The sequence below is a fragment of the Falsiporphyromonas endometrii genome (assembly GCF_042654485.1).
Taxonomy (GTDB): Bacteria; Bacteroidota; Bacteroidia; order Bacteroidales; family Porphyromonadaceae; genus Porphyromonas; species Porphyromonas endometrii.
Genome location: NZ_JBHSGO010000193.1, coordinates 1 through 18725 on the forward strand (window position 1 = coordinate 1; position 18725 = coordinate 18725).

Annotated in this window: 14 protein-coding genes and 2 tRNA genes; 13 read left to right on the top strand and 3 right to left on the bottom strand. The window is 40.1% G+C overall.

The features are described 5' to 3' along the window. Positions 1–216: 216 nt before the first annotated feature. Positions 217–298, bottom strand: a tRNA-Leu gene (locus tag ACFO3G_RS06950). 418 nt (positions 299–716) lie between these two features. Here ACFO3G_RS06950 and ACFO3G_RS06955 point away from each other — a divergent pair. From ACFO3G_RS06955 to ACFO3G_RS07000, 10 genes are all read left to right on the top strand, one after another. Further along, positions 717–791, top strand: a tRNA-Arg gene (locus ACFO3G_RS06955). 174 nt (positions 792–965) lie between these two features. Next, complete coding sequence (locus ACFO3G_RS06960) at positions 966–2858, top strand: hypothetical protein (protein WP_380079305.1); 1893 nt, start codon at positions 966–968, stop codon at positions 2856–2858. A 300-nt stretch (positions 2859–3158) separates the two neighbouring features. Then, complete coding sequence (locus tag ACFO3G_RS06965; protein WP_380079307.1) at positions 3159–3416, top strand: DNA-binding protein; 258 nt, start codon at positions 3159–3161, stop codon at positions 3414–3416. A gap of 138 nt (positions 3417–3554) precedes the next feature. Beyond that, complete coding sequence (locus ACFO3G_RS06970) at positions 3555–4685, top strand: universal stress protein (RefSeq protein WP_380079309.1); 1131 nt, start codon at positions 3555–3557, stop codon at positions 4683–4685. Positions 4686–5051: 366 nt separating this feature from the next. Beyond that, positions 5052–6896: a glutamine--fructose-6-phosphate transaminase (isomerizing) gene (gene glmS, locus ACFO3G_RS06975; RefSeq protein ID WP_380079311.1), complete on the top strand. Its 1845-nt coding sequence runs from the start codon at positions 5052–5054 to the stop codon at positions 6894–6896. Positions 6897–6901: 5 nt separating this feature from the next. Continuing rightward, on the top strand, positions 6902–7993 hold the full coding sequence (locus ACFO3G_RS06980) for a chorismate-binding protein (protein ID WP_380079313.1): 1092 nt from the start codon (positions 6902–6904) through the stop codon (positions 7991–7993). Between the two features lie 113 nt (positions 7994–8106). Then, positions 8107–9777, top strand: a complete 1671-nt coding sequence (gene menD, locus ACFO3G_RS06985; protein ID WP_380079315.1) for a 2-succinyl-5-enolpyruvyl-6-hydroxy-3-cyclohexene-1-carboxylic-acid synthase — start codon at positions 8107–8109, stop codon at positions 9775–9777. A gap of 15 nt (positions 9778–9792) precedes the next feature. Then, positions 9793–10614: a 1,4-dihydroxy-2-naphthoyl-CoA synthase gene (menB, locus tag ACFO3G_RS06990; RefSeq protein ID WP_380079317.1), complete on the top strand. Its 822-nt coding sequence runs from the start codon at positions 9793–9795 to the stop codon at positions 10612–10614. 131 nt (positions 10615–10745) lie between these two features. Further along, positions 10746–11687: an o-succinylbenzoate synthase gene (locus ACFO3G_RS06995; RefSeq protein ID WP_380079319.1), complete on the top strand. Its 942-nt coding sequence runs from the start codon at positions 10746–10748 to the stop codon at positions 11685–11687. 4 nt (positions 11688–11691) lie between these two features. Next, the gene (locus ACFO3G_RS07000) at positions 11692–12699 is read left to right on the top strand and encodes an AMP-binding protein (RefSeq protein ID WP_380079321.1); all 1008 of its coding nucleotides are present in this window, start codon (positions 11692–11694) and stop codon (positions 12697–12699) included. A 550-nt stretch (positions 12700–13249) separates the two neighbouring features. On the opposite strand, the gene ACFO3G_RS07005 is transcribed toward ACFO3G_RS07000, so the two are convergent. Next, the gene (locus tag ACFO3G_RS07005; protein ID WP_380079323.1) at positions 13250–13519 is read right to left on the bottom strand and encodes a hypothetical protein; all 270 of its coding nucleotides are present in this window, start codon (positions 13517–13519) and stop codon (positions 13250–13252) included. Between the two features lie 13 nt (positions 13520–13532). Then, entirely contained in the window at positions 13533–13769 is a 237-nt protein-coding gene (locus ACFO3G_RS07010; RefSeq protein WP_380079325.1) for a hypothetical protein, read from the bottom strand. Positions 13770–13917: 148 nt separating this feature from the next. On the opposite strand from ACFO3G_RS07010, the gene ACFO3G_RS07015 reads away from it, so the two are divergent. The 3 genes from ACFO3G_RS07015 (at position 13918) to dnaK (ending at position 18460) form a co-directional block, all read left to right on the top strand. Beyond that, positions 13918–14712 (top strand): sulfide/dihydroorotate dehydrogenase-like FAD/NAD-binding protein, encoded by a 795-nt coding sequence (locus tag ACFO3G_RS07015; RefSeq protein WP_380079327.1) that lies wholly within the window; start codon positions 13918–13920, stop codon positions 14710–14712. Continuing rightward, a complete protein-coding gene (gene gltA / locus ACFO3G_RS07020; protein ID WP_380079329.1) occupies positions 14712–16178 on the top strand; it encodes an NADPH-dependent glutamate synthase in 1467 nt (488 codons plus the stop codon). Before ACFO3G_RS07015 ends, gltA begins: the two co-directional genes overlap by 1 nt. Positions 16179–16546: 368 nt before the next feature. Further along, entirely contained in the window at positions 16547–18460 is a 1914-nt protein-coding gene (gene dnaK / locus ACFO3G_RS07025; RefSeq protein WP_380079331.1) for a molecular chaperone DnaK, read from the top strand. Positions 18461–18725: the final 265 nt, after the last annotated feature.

Below are 18725 nucleotides of genomic sequence, written 5' to 3' on the forward strand. Positions count from 1 at the left end.
ATCCTTCCTCCAACATATGCATGTAACGGAGACGATCATAATAACTATGCTTTCGTCTTTTCTTTTTGTTTGATTCCATAAATAAACCCCAAAAGTTTTGAGTCTAACTTTTGGGGTTCATATCAAAATCTCTTAGTACACCCTTTTTGGTGGATATAACTTAAGTAGATATAAACAAAAAAGGAGCTCTCCGAAGAGAACTCCTTTTATCATCCGTGCGGATGGGGGGACTCGAACCCCCACGACTCACGTCACTAGATCCTAAGTCTAGCGCGGCTACCAATTACGCCACATCCGCGTGGTAACTCAACCGTGTTGGTTTCTTTAACCGCTTGCAAAGGTAGCTAATATTTTGAATCTACAAATAGTTTGGGCAAATTTTTTTGAGAAAGTATCTCCTTAAGAACTCTGGAAAATCCTTGTTAATGGTCTGGTTTATTCTGCAAGGTGTTGATTATGAGTTGTAAATACTCTCTATTGATACCTTATTAAAGAGCAGAATATTTTGTGATATATCCTAACAAAAAGCTGTGCAGATAGCCTTTGTTAGGATTTGAAATAGAATTTGGATCCGTCTGGATTGATGGAACACTGTATGTAGATGCAATTTTTCTTGAAGAATTTATTTGGACTTTATTGAATTCAACAAGTTCAAAATGACTTCATAGTAGTATTGTATCGACTATTTTGTTACATTTGCATTCGATTCTGATGATGCCTCTGTAGTTCAACGGATAGAATAGAAGTTTCCTAAACTTTAGATAGGGGTTCGATTCCCCTCGGAGGTACCAATTGTGGCCGGGGATTTAATACACTCTCATTTGTTTTTCTCGTTAATCATTTCCTCTCTTATATTTTCCACCCCTTTTGTATAGGTCTTTTTAGTATTTTTGAATCCGAATATTAAGAAGTTTAGACCTTGTGAACTATATATTCCATTTCATCAATTTAAATTGTTTATTAGAATGAGAAAGACGTTATTGATTCTTCCATTACTTTTATTTCTATTGACAACAGCTGTTGGTCAGGTGTTTCAAGCTGCCAATAACCCTACGACAATGATTAGGAGTTTGTCTGTACCACCCAAAGATGGTCTCTGCTATGCGGATAGAAATGCTGATTACACAAGATTCGGATCCGGTGTTGGAACCGGTGTAGTAGATCAGCTGATAGCTGTTATCAGAGTACCACCACTAAGTTCGGTCCATACCCTCTCATGGATAGGATTTTGTTCCCTCAAAGAGGATCCGGAAGGTTATTTAGTTGTATTGGACAATGAAAAAGCCATATCATATCTTCAAAAAGTACATATTAAGTCCGGCTGGAATAGATTCCAACTTGATCATCCGGTATCATTGGAAGCTAACAATTGCGTTGGTTATATTGTGAAGTCATCTCTTGAAGTACGCAATCCGGTGGCATTTGACCAGAGTGTTACTTTGCCTCCAGCCAATTACATGGGTATTGTAAGTTTAGAAAAGTTGAATGTTGGCTATAAACCTATGTTGGAGAATATTGCAATAAATGAATTGGGAAGTTTAATGTGTGCAGCCGGAATAGAAGGTCCGGATGTGAGGAGTATCGCTGCTATTTCTAAGATTGAAGGAGAGCACAATTTGGCACCCGGAAATACAACATCATTAAAAATTAAAGTGAGGAATATAGGTACAGATATAATAACATCTTTGCAGATTCATGCTGTAGATAAGGATGGAGCTGTTAGAAATTATGATCTAACTTGTAATATTCCTGTGGGAGAAGAGCGTAGCGTACCTTTGAACTTTGCTGCTCCATCTTTTGGGGTGGATACATATGTTAGTTTTAGTGTCTCAAAAGTGAATGGCATGCCAAATCCCTTATCAGATCCATCTGTAAAATATTTCTATAACATAATAAAGGATGGGAATGTATTACCTGTTAAGGATGTGTTGATAGAGGCATTTATGACGGAGGCGGGATTGTATGGAGCTACGAGACGCCCAATTTTAGATCATGCAGTAGAACGACTTAACAAAGATGGTTTTCAAACCAATCTTATTGTTCATCATGCCGGATATCAAAAAGATTTTCTGACAGTACCAGAGTCTAATATAGTGGCTCATTATCTGTTTAATGCTGAAGGATTTGTTCCTGCTATTGTCCTTAATAGATTGACTTTGGGAATTAATAATGCAGGATTCCCTTCAGAACCTTTCTCTATGGGGGATAATCTTTACGAATATCTTAAGGATATTTTATGTCGAGAGATACAATATGGAGAGGTTCGGTCAATTCTTTTCAATAATAACCTTATTACAATATCTGGATCTCTCACAAAAGCATTTAAGGGGGATCGTATTTATCTTCATGCGGTGGCTACAGAAGATGGTATCCAGCCTCAGAAGCAAAGAAATGTAACGGAAGGATTTGTTCATAATAATGCTATTCGTAAGTATTTAACCTCTCCTTATGGAGATGAGGTGATGGTCTCAAAAGATGGAACATTTACTTATACCATCGATTGTGGTGATTTTCCTATTGATGCAAATAGAGACAAAATGAAGGTTGTCATTTTTGCATCTAATCTGGTAATGTTGCACATTGATGATGTGTTCAGACACCGTATTCTGTTTTCCAAAGCAACTCAATTGGGCCATAATATCACATCGTCTGATGTAGTTGAAGAATTGGAGCCAAAGATTACAGTAGATGAAAATCGAACTCTGAGAGTAGAAGGAGATTATTCGCAAGTGTTTGTCTTTGATCTTAATGGAAGAGTCGTTGCCGACAGAAGTGGGTCTGTACTTTCCAAAGGTGAATATCTGATTAAGATTATCAGTCGCGGGAAGGAATACATCAAAAAATTGTCTTTGATTTAACTTATATTTTCTATTTGAATGAGGTAGTATTGTTGGAATTGCTTTGATCTGTTTTGAAATACAATCGAGGAGGATTGAGAGCAATGACAACAGCTTATGATTATGATGACAATAGAGCGCATCAAGTGAACTTCTATTATCAAATATGTAATCTTACCCCTCAAATGGTCTAAAGACATTTTTGATTAATGAAAAGAACTTCTTAAAAGCTTCTTTTTATTTGTAAGTTTAAAAATAATAAGATAAATTAGTGGTGTAAAACAATTCAAACATTGTACAACTCATAAACAACAATTAACTATGTCAGTAACCATCTCATTTAACGAACTAAGAAGGATCAAAGACAGTTTGCCTCACGGTTCGATGGATAGAATCGCAGAGGAGTTAAATCTTAGATCAGACACCGTTAGAAATTATTTCGGAGCTCAAAACTATGAAGACGGCCGCAGTTGTGGCATACATATTGAGCCGGGACCTGACGGAGGTGTGGTAGAAATAGATGATATAACTATTTTGAATAAGGCAAAAGCTATCTTGGGCGAAGAGCCAATAGCCTAACCTGAAAGGAACTTATGAAAAGATGGCTGTATTTATGCCATCAAGACTTTTATTAAGGCAGATTTCTTTCTTGAAAAGATAAGGGAATCTGCCTTTTTAATAATAAATGGAATGCTTTTATTCTTAAAGGACTGAATAATGAAAGAAGACAATGACAAATTAGTCACATTGGCTATACATACATTCGAAAAGGCTCAAATACTGAAGACGATGCTTGAAAGTGAAGGTGTAGAGGTCGTCCTTAATAATGTGAATCAAATACAACCGGTTGTATCTGCAGGAGTTGGAGTCAGAATAAAAGAGGTTGATCTGACAAAGGCCCTTAGAATATTGGAAGATAATAAATGGGGAATAAATGAAGATCATGACGATGAGCAAAATGAGTCTGATTATGTTTTAGTCCCTGTTGACTTTAGCGAGTATAGCATGAAGGTGTGTGAATTGGGATTTACTTTCGCCTCAAGAAGAAATCTTAGCGTGACTATCATGCATGTTCAAGGATTGCCATTTTATCCGACCCCTCTCTCTATTGGTGATGCTACTTCATTTCAAGTGGCAGCAGAATACTCTGTAAAAGAGGAGTATGAGAGGGCTATGTCGCAGATGACAGAGTTGAAAAATAAGCTTCATGAAAGAATGAGCAAAGGTGAGCTTCCGGAGGTTCAGTTTACTACTATTATCAGAGATGGAGCTCCTGAGGATGCAATTTTGTCATTCAGCAAACGTCATCCGCCCGTGATAATCGTAATGGGAACACGTGGTAAATCCAAAAAAGATTCGGATTTGATAGGAAGCGTCGCGGCTGAAGTGATTGATTCGAGCAAAGTTCCGGTATTGGTTATTCCGGAGGAGGTGCCATTTAATGATTTGAGACAGGCTAAAGAGGTTGCAGTGGCAACAAGTTTTGACCAGCGAGACTTGATCTTGTTCGATAGCTATATCAAACTTTGTGGAGACCATCTGGATCCCCATATGCATATTTTTAATATCTCCACTTACTCTCCGGAGTGGAATGATGTACAGCTAAAAGCAATTCACGAATATTACAGACAACACTATCCCAATAGGAATATTACTTACAATGCGCTGGATCAAGGAGATTTCTCTTTGGCATTGGAGAAGTTTATACGACAAGAAAATATTGAGATGATTGTTGTCAATACCTATAAACGCAACATCTTTGCCAAATTCTTTAATCCAAGTATGGCAAGAAGAATGTTGTTTCATGCCGGAACCCCTTTACTGGTGATGCATGGAAAGAATTCTTGATATTGAGAATATATTTTCTTAGGACATATTCAAGAGAAGGGTATGCACTAATACATCGGGTGCATACCCTTCTTCTTTTTTGTCTAAAAACTCATTCTATTGTACATTTGTAGTCTTAGAGGCTGTTTATATTTTTATTGTAGGATAAATATAGAGTTCGGAACTCAGTCTTCACGGATTGTCAGAAACTTTTTGTGACTGCTTTAAAACCGAATGTATTGCTTGTAACTTATTATTATAAGAAGCTTTAAAATGACAGGAGGTAGTTTTTTGTACAATCAAGAATTTAATTCAAAAACGGCTTCATGAAGGAGTGAGCAACACAGGTCACTGATTAATAAGAAGTAAATAATAAATTATAATACTATGTGTGGAATCGTTGGATATATAGGAAGCAAAGATGCTTATCCGTTGCTGATAAACGGACTTAAGAGACTTGAATACAGAGGTTATGATAGTGCCGGGATTGCACTGCATTCGGAAAGCCACGAGTTGAATGTTTATAAAAGTAAAGGTAAAGTCTCTGCTTTGGAAGATTCTGTTGCGGACAAAGATATTTCGGGACATATCGGTATTGCTCATACGAGATGGGCTACCCATGGTGAGCCATCCAATCTCAATGCGCATCCTCATTATTCTCAGACAGAGCACTTGGCTCTTGTACATAATGGAATTATAGAGAACTATCGAGAGCTAAAAGATGGTCTTCTTCAAAAAGGGTATACATTGAGAAGTGATACAGATACTGAGGTTCTTGTGCAACTTATCGATTATATCCAAACTACATACAAGCTCAGAACTTTTGAAGCTACACAGGTAGCCCTTAAGCAGGTTATTGGTGCTTATGCCATTGCTATTCTCAGCAAGGATGAGCCGGATCGTATCATTGCTGCTCGAAAGAGTAGTCCTATGGTAATTGGAGTTGGTGATAATGAATTTTACATAGCCTCTGATGCTTCTCCAATAGTAGAGTATACCGATAAGGTTATCTATCCGGATGACAATGAGGTAATCGAATTGGTTGTAGGACAGGACATTCGTATTGAGAATCTCAACAAGGAAGAGATTAAGCACGAGTTGCAAAAGATAACTCTTGATATAGGAATGATCGAAAAGGGTGGTTATCCTCACTTTATGATTAAAGAAATTTTTGATCAACCCCGTGTCTTGAGAGATTGTATGCGAGGTCGTGTGAATAAGGAGGTTAAGGAGATCTTGTTGTCTGCTGTTATTGATCATAAGGATAAGTTGTTGAATGCCAAAAGATTTATCCTGACGGCTTGTGGTACTTCATGGCATGCAGCCTTGATTGGAAAACAGATGCTCGAGTCAATAGCCAAGATCCCGGTAGAAGTGGAATATGCTTCTGAGTTTAGGTATCGAGATCCGGTCATTACTGATCAGGATGTTGTATTTGCTATATCGCAGTCTGGAGAAACTGCTGATACATTAGCTGCCATAGAATTGGCCAAAAGTCGTGGTGCATATATCTATGGTATTTGCAATGCCATTGGTTCGTCTATTTCCAGAGCTTCTGATACAGGAACATATATTCATGTCGGACCGGAGATTGGAGTTGCTTCAACAAAGGCATTCACCGGACAGGTGGCTGTATTGGCAATGCTGACCCTTTGCTTGGCCAAAGAGAAGGGTACGATTACCGATGAGCGATACAAGTACCTTGTCGATCAGCTTGCAAGCGTGCCTGACATGATCGAGAAAATCCTTAAAACCTCCGGAGGTATAGAGAAGATTGCCCCTACATTTACTTATGCTCGCAATTTTATTTACCTGGGAAGAGGGTTCAATTATCCGGTAGCCTTAGAGGGAGCCCTCAAGCTAAAGGAGATTTCTTACATCCATGCAGAAGGTTACCCTGCGGCTGAGATGAAGCATGGACCGATTGCTTTGGTAGATGAAGAGATGCCTGTTGTGTTTATTGCTCCTCACAATTCATTGTATGAAAAGGTCCTTAGTAATATTCAAGAGGTTAAGGCTCGTAAGGGACGCATCTTATCAATAGTGAGTGACGGTGATAAGGATGTTACCGCTTTCTCAGATTATATTATAGAGGTACCTCATGTAGATCCTATTTTTGAACCTCTTCTTACTGTTGTACCTTTGCAACTCATTTCTTACTACATCGCTGTTGCTAAAGGTAGGGAGGTAGATCAGCCAAGAAATTTGGCAAAAAGTGTAACGGTTGAATAAGAAGAATGAATCAAAAGATATATCGGGAGCTCTCGACCTTTGCGTCGGGGGCTTCTTTGCTAATTAGATACCCGCAAGAAGATAAGGTGCGGTATTATCATGACAGTCATTTTGTCCTTTTAGATAAAATAGAGGACCTAAAGTTTCAAAGAGGATTTGTTTTTGCTCCCTTTGATTTAGCTTCAGGCTTGCCTATTCTGCATCTTCCTGAAAATAAATGTGTTGAGTTAAGTCTTGATAAAATTGAGATAGACCCTATTGATCTTGATAATAGACAGTTTCCCATTACAGACCTCTATAGAAGAGAGTTTGCAACTTTCAATCATGCTGTAGCTTCCGGAGAGTTTCATAAACTGGTGCTTGCCAGAGAGGCTAAGGTTGGTTTGAATATGACGGACGATCAATATCCACAATTGTTTTTTTCTTTAGTCTCCTTGATGCCGTCGGCCTGTGTGTATATGTTGCATATACCAACAAAAGGAATTTGGATTGGAGCTTCCCCGGAAATCTTGTTGCATTCTTTTGAGAGTGGTGCTGAAACAATGGCCCTGGCCGGAAGTGTGTCCAATCTGAATAACAAAAGTCCGGAGTCTTTTGGTTCAAAGAATTTGCATGAGCATGAAGTGGTGGTGAATTATATCGAGGATGTTCTAAAATGTTTGGATATTCCTTATCACACAAAGCCAATCGAAACAGTACCGGCAGGTAAGGTATGTCATCTGAGAACTCCATTCAGCATTGATGAGCCATTGTCTTTGGAGATGATGGCAAGGGTGGTGGCAAGGCTTCATCCAACGCCTGCAGTTGCGGGGCTTCCCAAGGAGAATGCTATGCGTTTTATCATTGATAATGAGTCTCTCCAAAGAGATTATTATGCCGGCTTTTTTGGTCTGTGGAATGTAGACAATCAGACCTCTCTTTATGTTAATCTGCGTTGTGCAAATATTCAATATTCGTCCAATGATGCTAACTTAGTGGGACGAATCTTTGCCGGTGGAGGGATTATGCCTTCAAGCCAATGCGAAGAAGAATGGCAAGAAACAGTATTGAAGCAAAGTGTGATCAGGCAAGTGCTGAAGCCTTATTTGAATGAATAACAATACTTTATGGACTATTCAAAATAAGTATAAATAGTTTCTAAAGAGTATTGTGAATACAACTTCTGCTTTTCTGATGCCATTTGAGCCAACTTTATATTATTACAGTTTATATGATCTCTACAAAAGAAAATGTCAGACAGTTGGTAGCCTTAATGAAACAGCATGGTATACAAAATGTTGTTTTATGCCCCGGCTCAAGAAATGTACCAATCACACAAACAATCCTCGGTGATGATTATTTCAATGCCTATTCAATAGTCGATGAGCGATCTGCAGCATTTGTTGCATTAGGAATGATCGATGAGACCGGTAAGCCGGCAGCAGTTTGCTGTAGCTCCGGTACGGCTTTGATGAATATGGGTTCAGCTGTATGCGAAGCTTATTATCGGGCTTTGCCTCTTTTGATTATATCTGCAGATCGTCCGATGCATCTATTGAACAGACTGGAGGGACAAACTATTCCGCAAGCAAATATATTTCAAAGAACAACCAACCTTTCTGTTGACGTTGATGATCGTGGAAAAGAAGGAAATTTATTTGCCAATAGACTTATCAATCAAGCTTTGATAGCTTTAACTTCACCTTGCAGCGGTCCGGTACATATCAATATCCATTTTGACAATCCTATTCATGACTTTGTGGACGAATCTCTGGCTGAGGTGAGAAAGGTTAATATTGTACCTGTATATCCAACAGCAGAATTATACCTTCCCACGCAAGCGGCCAAAGATTGTCATAAGGTGATGGTCCTTGTAGGGCAAATGCCCTATGACAAAGATGTCTGTGAAGCTGTGAAGTATCTCAAGGAAAGAGGATGCCTGGTATTGGCAGAGCCTCTAAGTAATCTTGGAGCAGAGATATTGGATGTTGCCCATCTTGATATGATCCTTAAGGCGGTTGATAGATCAGAATGGCAAAGTCTTGCTCCCGATCTCCTTATTACATTCGGAGGCAATATCGTTTCCAAGCGGATAAAAGAGCTTTTAGTTCGATTTGCCCCGAAGAAGCATTGGCATATCAGTCACACATTCCCGGTCAAAGATCCGGATCCTTATGACTCTATGACTGATCTTTTTGATTGCAAAGTGACAGATTTTGTAGAGTCCCTCTCTCTTCACATAGATACTTTGGAGATAGACAAGAGCTATCAATTGCTTTGGTCTTATCTTGAGAATGTACTCCCTGAGCCAAAACCTCTACACAAGGCTTCTTCTTTTGCTTATATGCAAAAATTGCTGACCGCCCTTCCGGAAGAGTCCAATCTTGTCCTTGGCAATAGCTCTATTGTAAGATTGTCCATGCTGTTTGACTTCCCAAAAGATACTCATGTTTTTTGCAATAGGGGAGTGTCCGGGATAGATGGATCTTTGTCCACAGCTTTGGGGATTGCTCTCAAAAGTGATCGTCACACTTATGTATTTATTGGAGATTTGAGCCTTCTGTATGATATGAATGTAATGAGACAGAAGTTGCCGAGTAACATGACCATTGTGCTACTAAACAATCATGGAGGTGCTATCTTCCATGAAATCCCGGCTCTTCAAAAGGCAGATAAGGCTGTGTTGGATGATTTTATAGCTTCATCGCATACAATCTCCCCAAAAGGGTGGGCAGAGGATAATAATATAGTGTATCGAAGAATATACGACTCCAATGAATTGGATGAATGTCTGGCTCCGTCTAATCTGCCCAATCTTATCGAAATAGTGATGGATATTGAGGAGCAAGCAGATGAGCTAAACCATTTTATGAGAAATATAAGACTAAACCTAAACAACTAAATAATCAAAGAAACTATGAGTAACATCGTTTGGAAAGAAATAAAGAAATATGAGGATATCCTTTTTGAGTTTCATGAAGGGATTGCTAAGATTACAATCAACAGACCTCATGTAAGAAATGCTTTCACTCCTACCACAACAATGGAGATGAGTGATGCCTTTAGAATTTCAAGAGAGGATCCAAAAATCAGGGTTGTCGTATTGACCGGAGCTGGTGATAAGGCTTTCTGTAGTGGAGGAGATCAGAATGTCAAGGGTAAAGGTGGATATGTAGGACCTGATGGTGTCCCCAGACTCAATATCTTGGATGTGCAAAAGCAAATTCGTTCTATCCCCAAGCCTGTCATTGCCATGGTCAATGGTTTTGCCATTGGTGGGGGGCATGTGTTGCATTTGGTATGTGACTTAAGTATAGCTTCCGAGAATGCAATCTTTGGTCAGACCGGACCTCGTGTAGGTAGTTTTGATGCAGGACTTGGTGCATCTTACATGGCTCGTTGCATTGGACAGAAAAAGACTCGTGAGATATGGTTCCTTTGTCGTAAATACAATGCTCAAGAAGCCTTGGATATGGGACTTGTCAATAAGGTAGTTCCCCTTGATCAGTTGGAAGAAGAGGTGGTCGCTTGGGCCAAAGAGATTATGCTTCTAAGCCCTCTTGCTATCCGGTTGATTAAGGCAGGTCTTAATGCAGAGCTTGATGGACAAATAGGTATTCAAGAACTTGCGGGAGATGCCACCTTGCTATACTATTTGACAGATGAGGCACAGGAAGGTAAGAATGCTTTCTTAGAAAAGAGAAAGCCGGACTTTGATCAATACCCTATGTTCCCATGATTGGACAAGAGGTTTCTTTATATCGACGGGATCTGCAATTTAAGTTCCCGGCAAAAACATCGAGGGGCACTTATCTTGAGCGCCCCTCTTGGTACATTGTCTACCGACCAACCGAAATCGATAAATCTTTTATGGGAGAGGTTTCTCCTTTGGTCGACCTTTCGCCCGAATACATTGCCCAGAGAGATAATTTCGATGCTGTTGTCAAATATATTGCACAGCTTCTTGTCGAGGAAGATTTGCAAACAGTCATATCTTCATGCCATTTCTCTTCTATCAAATTTGCGTTGGAGAGTATCAGTCAAGCTATTGCCATTTATCAAGGTAAGCTAAGTCTTTCGATGGATAAGGGCATAGAGACCAATGGACTTGTTTGGATGGGGGATAAGGACGAAATGATGTCACGTTTGAAGATGAAGTTGCACGAAGGGTATAAGTGTATCAAGTTTAAGATTGGTGCAATTGATTTTGATAGCGAACTGGATTTAATTAAATCTGTCAGAAAAGAGTACTCTCCTGAAGAGATAACGATTAGGTTGGATGCCAATGGTGCATTCAAAACCTACGATGAGGCGATGCAAAAGATTGATCGACTTTCTCGGTTTGATATTCACTCTCTTGAGCAGCCTGTCAGGCAAGGGCAATTTGCCTTGATGAGCCGAATCATAAGTAATAGTCCTATTGCGATTGGTTTGGATGAAGAGCTTATTGATATTCTTTCCAAGGATAGGGAAAGACTGATAGATGAACTCAAACCCGACTATTTGGTTATTAAACCAACACTCCATGGAGGACTTTCCGGAGCTGAGGATTGGGCCAACCTTATACTAAATCGTGGAGGCAATTATTGGATTACCTCTGCGCTGGAGGGCAATATAGGACTTCAGAGCATTGCTATATGGTGTCTTAGCCATTATGACAATGTCAATTTGGCATACGGATTGGGTACCGGTGATCTTTTTACCAACAACTTGCCCCATCAGCATCAGATAACTTCAGGTATATTGCACCTTAAGTCATGTAACCAGATAGCAGTGGATAAACTCATATCCGATTCCATTAGAATATTGTAAGTCAATGATTAAACGCTATTCCAAAGAGATACAGAAGGATCTTGATTTATTCGTACGAAGATGGCAAGATCCCGGAGTCTTAGATATGGAAGCTTCTACAAGTGGAAGTACGGGAAGTCCAAAAATAATCTCTATACCAAAGTCGGCAATGAAGGTGAGTGCTTCTATCTCTAACCAATTCTTTGGGCTCCAAAAGGGGATGAATGTGATGCTTTGTATGCCTATGCAGTCAATAGCGGCGCAGATGTTGGTTGTAAGGTCTATCTTGGCGAAGGCAAATCTTGTTGTAGTCAAGCCACAAAAGGACCCATTTGTAGAAATATCAAAGGAAGAAAAAGTCGATTTTGTCTCTTTGACACCTTATCAATTGGCTCATATTCTTCAAAATACCACCTCTAAGGAGAAGTTGAAGCAGGTCTCAATCATTCTCCTTGGAGGTGCTCCACTTTCTATAGCAATGGAAGGTGAGTTAATCAAATGGAACAACAGAATATATCTCTCTTATGGAATGACAGAGACTTTGTCCCACATTGCACTTCGTGAGATTGCGCCTATCCATTCGGACGTCTTTAGACTCCTTCCGGGATATCAGATACAAACTTCTGATAGTGGGGCTTCAATACGTGTCCCTTGGTCTGATAGCCTTTTGAAGACTTCTGATATTTTGGAGTTGGAGACAGATCAATCTTTCAGAGTGCTGGGGCGTTGTGACAATGTTATCAATAGTGGAGGAGTGAAGATATTTCCCGAAGAACTGGAGCATTGTTTGTCAAATATTATTGACTGTCCGTATTGTGTTACATACAAATCGCACAAAAGTCTTGGATCAGCGGTAGCTCTTATGACCGAGGAACCCATAGATATTCAAAAGATAGAGCGTGTTCTGAGGAACGTTAATCCTCATTTTATTCCCAAATATTACTTCGTTCACAATATACCACGAGTGAAAAATGGCAAAATAGACCGACAAATGGCAGCTGAGATAGTTGCTGATTTAGATGAAAATAGATAAGAAATAGCGGGGAAGTATTGCTTCTTGTAAGGGGCAAATTGCATATTCAAACCATTTTTGAATGATAACCTTTGAGTCTTTTATTAGCTTTTGAAAGAGAAGAAAGGACCTTAAACCTCTTTAATTGTATAAATAATGTAAATATTTCAGGCCTTTATTTAGCCCGAAATCGGCACTTTATTGACCTTGAAACACCTCTATTTTGTAAGAAAAATAAAGATAATGTGACAAAATCGATATATTGATATGTTAATTTATATATACGGCACTTTTGATTTGCAAGTTGGCGGCTCAAAAATTGACTTTAGACCACCCTTTTTTGGAAGGTCGCGCGACTTACAATCCATTCTCGCGCTACCTTGAACCTATACTCGCGCGAGGTTGCACCTGAAGTAGCGCGACTTCGCATGTCAAGGTCGCGCGAGATCAGATCTAAAGTCGCGCGAGAATAGATTGCATCTCGCGCGACCTTATTTGTTAAAATAGCGCATAAAAAAAGCCCGTTTTGTACTATTAAAACGGGCAAAGTCGGTAAGAAGGGCAGAGTTCCCTAACCCCGGAATGTATGGATTTGGGTATGAATTAGGTCTGTTAGAGCTCCTTTTTGAGTATTATGTGAGACAATAATATTTAACAAATAAGCTATTCTTTCTGTGAGCTTCACAGCCCAGATTAAAAGACAATCCGTATGGTTGATTTTGATGTTTGCCTCGATGGCAATTTGTTCGGAGCTTATGGAACATACCTTACCCGCTTGGAGGGATCCTCCACCAAGCAGTATGACAATCAAAAGTATGGTAAGTAATATAACTGTCTCCATGGTTTTTATTCTGTTATTGAGCCAATATACGAATAATCAAAGAGATTATCAATGGTTGAGCTCCTCTTGTTGTGTAAATAAAGAGAAGTGATGGAATATCGAAAAATGAAGCGTTTTCATACATTTCGAGGCAAAAAAGCCCCTTTTTCATTAGATTGTAATATTCGAACAGTATGCAAAAGATATCTTTTACTTTAGTTCTCTTAGTTTGCTCCTTGGCTGACCTATAAAGCTCTATGAGATAATTCAATTTGTTTGAGAAGCCCCTTATAATTCATTTATTCAGAGCCGGAAATCTATTATTGTTACGAAAAAGTCTTTTTATTGTGGCATTCCCGTTCCTTATTGTTACCTTTGTATAACGTAACTAACAAACAATAAAAGTCGCTACTGCTATTATGAATAAGATAGTTGAAAAGGAGTATTTCTCACCTAAAGTCGTAAAGATGGTGGTGGAAGCACCTCGAATAGCTAAAGCTCGCAAACCTGGACACTTTGTAATTGTCCGTGCTGATGAAAATGGTGAACGAATACCATTGACTATAGCTCAGTCAGATCTTGAAAAAGGTACGATTACCTTGGTTATTCAAGCCGTTGGTAAATCATCACAAAAGATTTGTGCTAAGGAGGTCGGTGAATATTTGGCAGACGTGGTGGGCCCATTGGGTAAAAGCACACACATCGAAAAGGTTGGTACGGTAGTCTGTGCCGGCGGTGGTGTAGGTGTAGCTCCATTGTTCCCAATAGTTGAAGGATTTCATAAAGCCGGCAATAGAGTGGTTGTTGTCCTTGCGGCAAGAACCAAAGAGCTCGTTATCCTTGAAAAACAAATGCGTGAAGTGTGTGATGAGGTAATCATCATGACAGATGATGGGTCTTATGGACAAAAGGGACTCGTTACAGATGGTATCGAACAAGTTATCAAAAGAGAGAAAGTGGACCAATGTGTGACTATTGGACCGGCTATCATGATGAAGTTTGTAGCTCTTTTGACAAAGAAATATAATATTCCGACCGTATCTTCACTCAATACGATTATGGTAGATGGTACCGGTATGTGTGGAGCTTGTCGTATTACGGTAGATGGGAAAACCAAATTCGTATGTGTCGATGGTCCCGAATTTGATGCACATAAGGTTGATTTTGATGAGTTATTAATGCGCTTAAGCGCCTATAAGAGCCTTGAAAAGTGATGGAAAATACTCAAGCTACACGTCGCAAGGAAGCATGGCGTGAGGAACTCAGAGCACGGATGAAAAATAAAGAACGGATGCAGCTCGAAAGAGTTGTGATGCCGGAGTTGGATCCCAAGTACCGTGCGACAAAACTTACCGAAGAGGTAAACTTGGGACTTACCAAGGAACAAGCGATGGCTGAAGCCAGACGTTGTTTAGACTGTCCCAAACCGGGATGTATGACCGGATGTCCGGTTAGTATCAATATTCCGGATTTTATTAAGAATATCGAACGAGGCGAATTTAATGAGGCTGCCAATATCTTGCGCGAGACAAGCTCACTTCCGACAGTGTGCGGGCGTGTGTGTCCACAAGAGAAGCAATGCGAAAGTCAATGTATCTATACAAAATCTTTCCAAAAGCCTGCCGTTGCGATTGGTTATCTTGAGCGTTTTGCTGCAGACTACCAGCGGACAAGTGGCGAAATGGATTTGCCTGAGATGGCAGAGCCTAATGGCAAAAGTATTGCTGTCGTAGGATCGGGACCCGCAGGATTGTCATTTGCCGGAGATATGGCAAAGCTTGGTTATTCTGTAACTGTATTTGAAGCTCTTCACGAAATAGGTGGCGTATTGAAATATGGTATCCCCGAATATCGTCTTCCAAACGATGTGGTGCAAAGTGAGATAGATCTCCTCGAAAGAATGGGTGTTCGCTTCGAAACGGACACTATCGTTGGTCGCACACTGAGCTATGACGACATTTTAGAGATGGGATTTAGTGGAATGTTCGTGGGTTCCGGTGCCGGATTACCCAGATTTATGAATATCCCCGGTGAGAACTTTGTCGGTGTGATGTCCTCAAATGAATACCTTACTCGTGTCAATTTGATGCACGCGGCAGAAGCTGACAGCGACACTCCTGTGATGAGAGGTCGTAGAGTGGCTGTCATTGGAGGTGGTAATACTGCAATGGACTCTGTGCGTACAGCGAAGAGATTGGGTGCTGAGCGTGCGATGATTATCTATCGTCGTAGCGAGGAAGAGATGCCCGCTCGTGTGGAAGAGGTAAAGCATGCCAAAGAAGAAGGAGTCGAATTCCTTACTCTACACAATCCAATAGAATATATTGGTGACGAAACAGGCAAGGTGAAGGCAATGAAACTTCAGAAAATGGAGCTTGGCGAACCTGATGCCAGCGGAAGGCGCAAGCCGGTCGAAATAGTTGGAGCAATCGAAGAAATCGAAGTGGATGAAGTGATTGTAAGTATTGGGGTTTCTCCCAACCCACTTATCCCAAGATCTATCGAAGGACTTAAGGTAACCCCCAAAGGTACTATCGAGGTCGATGCAGACAATCGTACAGATATCCCAACCATATTTGCAGGTGGTGACATTGTAAGAGGTGGTGCTACTGTAATTTTGGCAATGGGTGATGGTCGAAAGGCTGCCGCTAATATGCATCAACAATTGATGAATAAGTAAGGCACTTTTTAAGACAAAGTGTCAAAAATAATAGAGCTGCATTCAAGTGTGAGATTTGAATGCAGCTTTTTTTGTGAATAGGGTTCTGTTTCTCCTATATATATTATAAACCCCTAATTACTTTTGGGGATACTGTCATATCTTTCTTTCAATACAATGATACCATAACAAATTGAACTTTTAGGTCTCTTGTCAATCTGTCAGAAGAAATTTTTTTTCAAAGTCAGATACTTTTGGCACACCTCTTGCTTATACTTATGTCGAAAGCGCAAAGCGACGAAAATAAGGTTGGAGCATATCCGTCTATGGTTGCTTAGTAAAGCGCATTCAATTAATACAAATAGAAAAATAAGAAAGGAAAATATATTATGGGAAAGATTATTGGAATTGACTTAGGTACAACCAACTCATGTGTTGCTGTACTCGAGGGTAACGAACCAATCGTTATTGCAAACAGTGAAGGTAAGAGAACAACTCCTTCTGTCGTAGCATTTGTAGAGGGTGGTGAAAGAAAGATTGGAGACCCGGCTAAGCGTCAGGCGATCACCAATCCACAAAAAACCATCTACTCAATCAAGAGGTTTATGGGGGAAACTTACGATCAAGTAAGTAAGGAAATTGGAAGAGTACCGTTTAAGGTCGAAAAAGGAGACAACAATACTCCGAGAGTAGACATTGACGGAAGATTATATACACCGCAAGAAATTTCAGCAATGGTACTTCAGAAGATGAAGAAAACAGCTGAAGATTATCTTGGACAAGAAGTGACAGAAGCTGTTATTACAGTGCCGGCATACTTCAATGACTCACAGCGTCAGGCTACTAAAGAAGCCGGTGAGATTGCAGGACTAAAAGTTAGACGTATCGTCAATGAGCCTACTGCAGCTTCTCTTGCTTATGGTCTTGATAAGTCTGATAAGGATATGAAGATTGCAGTCTTCGACCTTGGTGGTGGTACGTTTGATATATCAATCCTTGAACTTGGTGATGGTGTATTCGAGGTTAAATCAACAAATGGTGATACACACCTCGGTGGTGATGACTTTGACCACGTAATTATCGATTGGCTGGCTGATGAGTTCTTGAAAGAAAAGAATGTGGACCTTCGTAAGGATCCAATGGCTGCTCAAAGACTAAAAGAAGCTGCTGAGAAAGCTAAGATCGAGTTGTCATCATCTTCATCTACGGAGATCAACCTTCCGTATATTACAGTGGTGGACAATATGCCTCAACACCTTGTTCAGACTTTGACAAGAGCTAAATTTGAGCAATTGGCAGACAGATTGATACAAGCTTGTGTAGCTCCATGCCAACAGGCTCTTTCTGATGCAGGAATGAGTGCAAGCGAAATCGATGAGGTAATCCTTGTAGGTGGTTCGACACGTATCCCCGCAATTCAAGAAAAGGTAAAAGCTATCTTCGGTAAAGAGCCAAGCAAGGGAGTTAACCCGGACGAAGTGGTAGCTGTTGGTGCCGCAATCCAAGGTGGGGTACTTACCGGTGAAGTAAAAGATGTGCTTCTTCTTGACGTAACTCCGCTATCTTTGGGTATCGAAACAATGGGCGGTGTGATGACTAAGCTGATAGATGCCAACACAACTATCCCAACAAAGAAGAGTCAGATCTTCTCTACGGCCGCAGACAACCAACCCTCGGTAGAGATTCATGTCCTCCAAGGAGAAAGATCTATGGCTGCAGACAATAAGAGCATTGGTCGTTTCAACCTTGATGGTATTACTCCGGCTCCAAGAGGTGTGCCACAGATTGAAGTAACCTTCGATATCGATGCAAACGGTATCCTGAATGTTACAGCTCTTGATAAGGCTACTAACAAGCAACAGCATATCACAATCGAAGCTTCAAGCGGACTTTCTGATGAAGAAATCAACAGAATGAAGGAAGAGGCACAGGCAAATGCTGAAGCAGACCAAAAAGCAAAGGAAAGAATTGACAAGATCAACCAAGCTGACCAAATGATCTTCCAAACAGAGAAACAGCTCAAAGACCTTGGTGACAAACTTCCGGATGACAAGAAAACGCAAATCGAATCAGCATTAGAAAAGCTTAAGTCTGCACACAAAGCTCAAGACCTCGACGCAATAGACAAGGCAATGGAAGAGCTAAACTCTATCTTCCACGCTGCAAGCGAAGAAATGTACAAGAATGCAGGTGCTCAGCAGCAAGCAGGTCCACAGCCAAATCAAGGCCCACAGCAAAATCCGGGAAATAACAACGGAGGCCAAGACGATGTAACAGACGTAGACTTCGAAGAGGTGAAGTAAAAAACAAGTCATATAACAATACATATGATGCAACACAATCAATAGCATCATAAAGAACCAAAAGGGATGTGCCAAACCAGCACATCCCTTTTTTAGTGTCAAAGTGTACTTATAATATACTGCGTGAATATCTAAAAGATGATACTGTCCCAAAAAAGTGTGTAAGACCCAAGACTATTATCTTTGAAATTACAAACTAAAAAACGATAAAAAGCATGAACCTTACACAAGTACAAATTAAAGAAATTATTTCGAATTGTCTGTC

Bases quoted from the DNA above. Each gene is read 5' to 3' on its own strand.
- ACFO3G_RS06960 (WP_380079305.1), top strand. From the start codon at position 966: ATGAGAAAGACGTTATTGATTCTTCCATTACTTTTATTTCTATTGACA.
- ACFO3G_RS06965 (WP_380079307.1), top strand. From the start codon at position 3,159: ATGTCAGTAACCATCTCATTTAACGAACTAAGAAGGATCAAAGACAGT.
- ACFO3G_RS06970 (WP_380079309.1), top strand. From the start codon at position 3,555: ATGAAAGAAGACAATGACAAATTAGTCACATTGGCTATACATACATTC.
- glmS (WP_380079311.1), top strand. From the start codon at position 5,052: ATGTGTGGAATCGTTGGATATATAGGAAGCAAAGATGCTTATCCGTTG.
- ACFO3G_RS06980 (WP_380079313.1), top strand. From the start codon at position 6,902: ATGAATCAAAAGATATATCGGGAGCTCTCGACCTTTGCGTCGGGGGCT.
- menD (WP_380079315.1), top strand. From the start codon at position 8,107: ATGATCTCTACAAAAGAAAATGTCAGACAGTTGGTAGCCTTAATGAAA.
- menB (WP_380079317.1), top strand. From the start codon at position 9,793: ATGAGTAACATCGTTTGGAAAGAAATAAAGAAATATGAGGATATCCTT.
- ACFO3G_RS06995 (WP_380079319.1), top strand. From the start codon at position 10,746: ATGGGAGAGGTTTCTCCTTTGGTCGACCTTTCGCCCGAATACATTGCC.
- ACFO3G_RS07000 (WP_380079321.1), top strand. From the start codon at position 11,692: ATGATTAAACGCTATTCCAAAGAGATACAGAAGGATCTTGATTTATTC.
- ACFO3G_RS07005 (WP_380079323.1), bottom strand. From the start codon at position 13,519: ATGGAGACAGTTATATTACTTACCATACTTTTGATTGTCATACTGCTT.
- ACFO3G_RS07015 (WP_380079327.1), top strand. From the start codon at position 13,918: ATGAATAAGATAGTTGAAAAGGAGTATTTCTCACCTAAAGTCGTAAAG.
- gltA (WP_380079329.1), top strand. From the start codon at position 14,712: ATGGAAAATACTCAAGCTACACGTCGCAAGGAAGCATGGCGTGAGGAA.
- dnaK (WP_380079331.1), top strand. From the start codon at position 16,547: ATGGGAAAGATTATTGGAATTGACTTAGGTACAACCAACTCATGTGTT.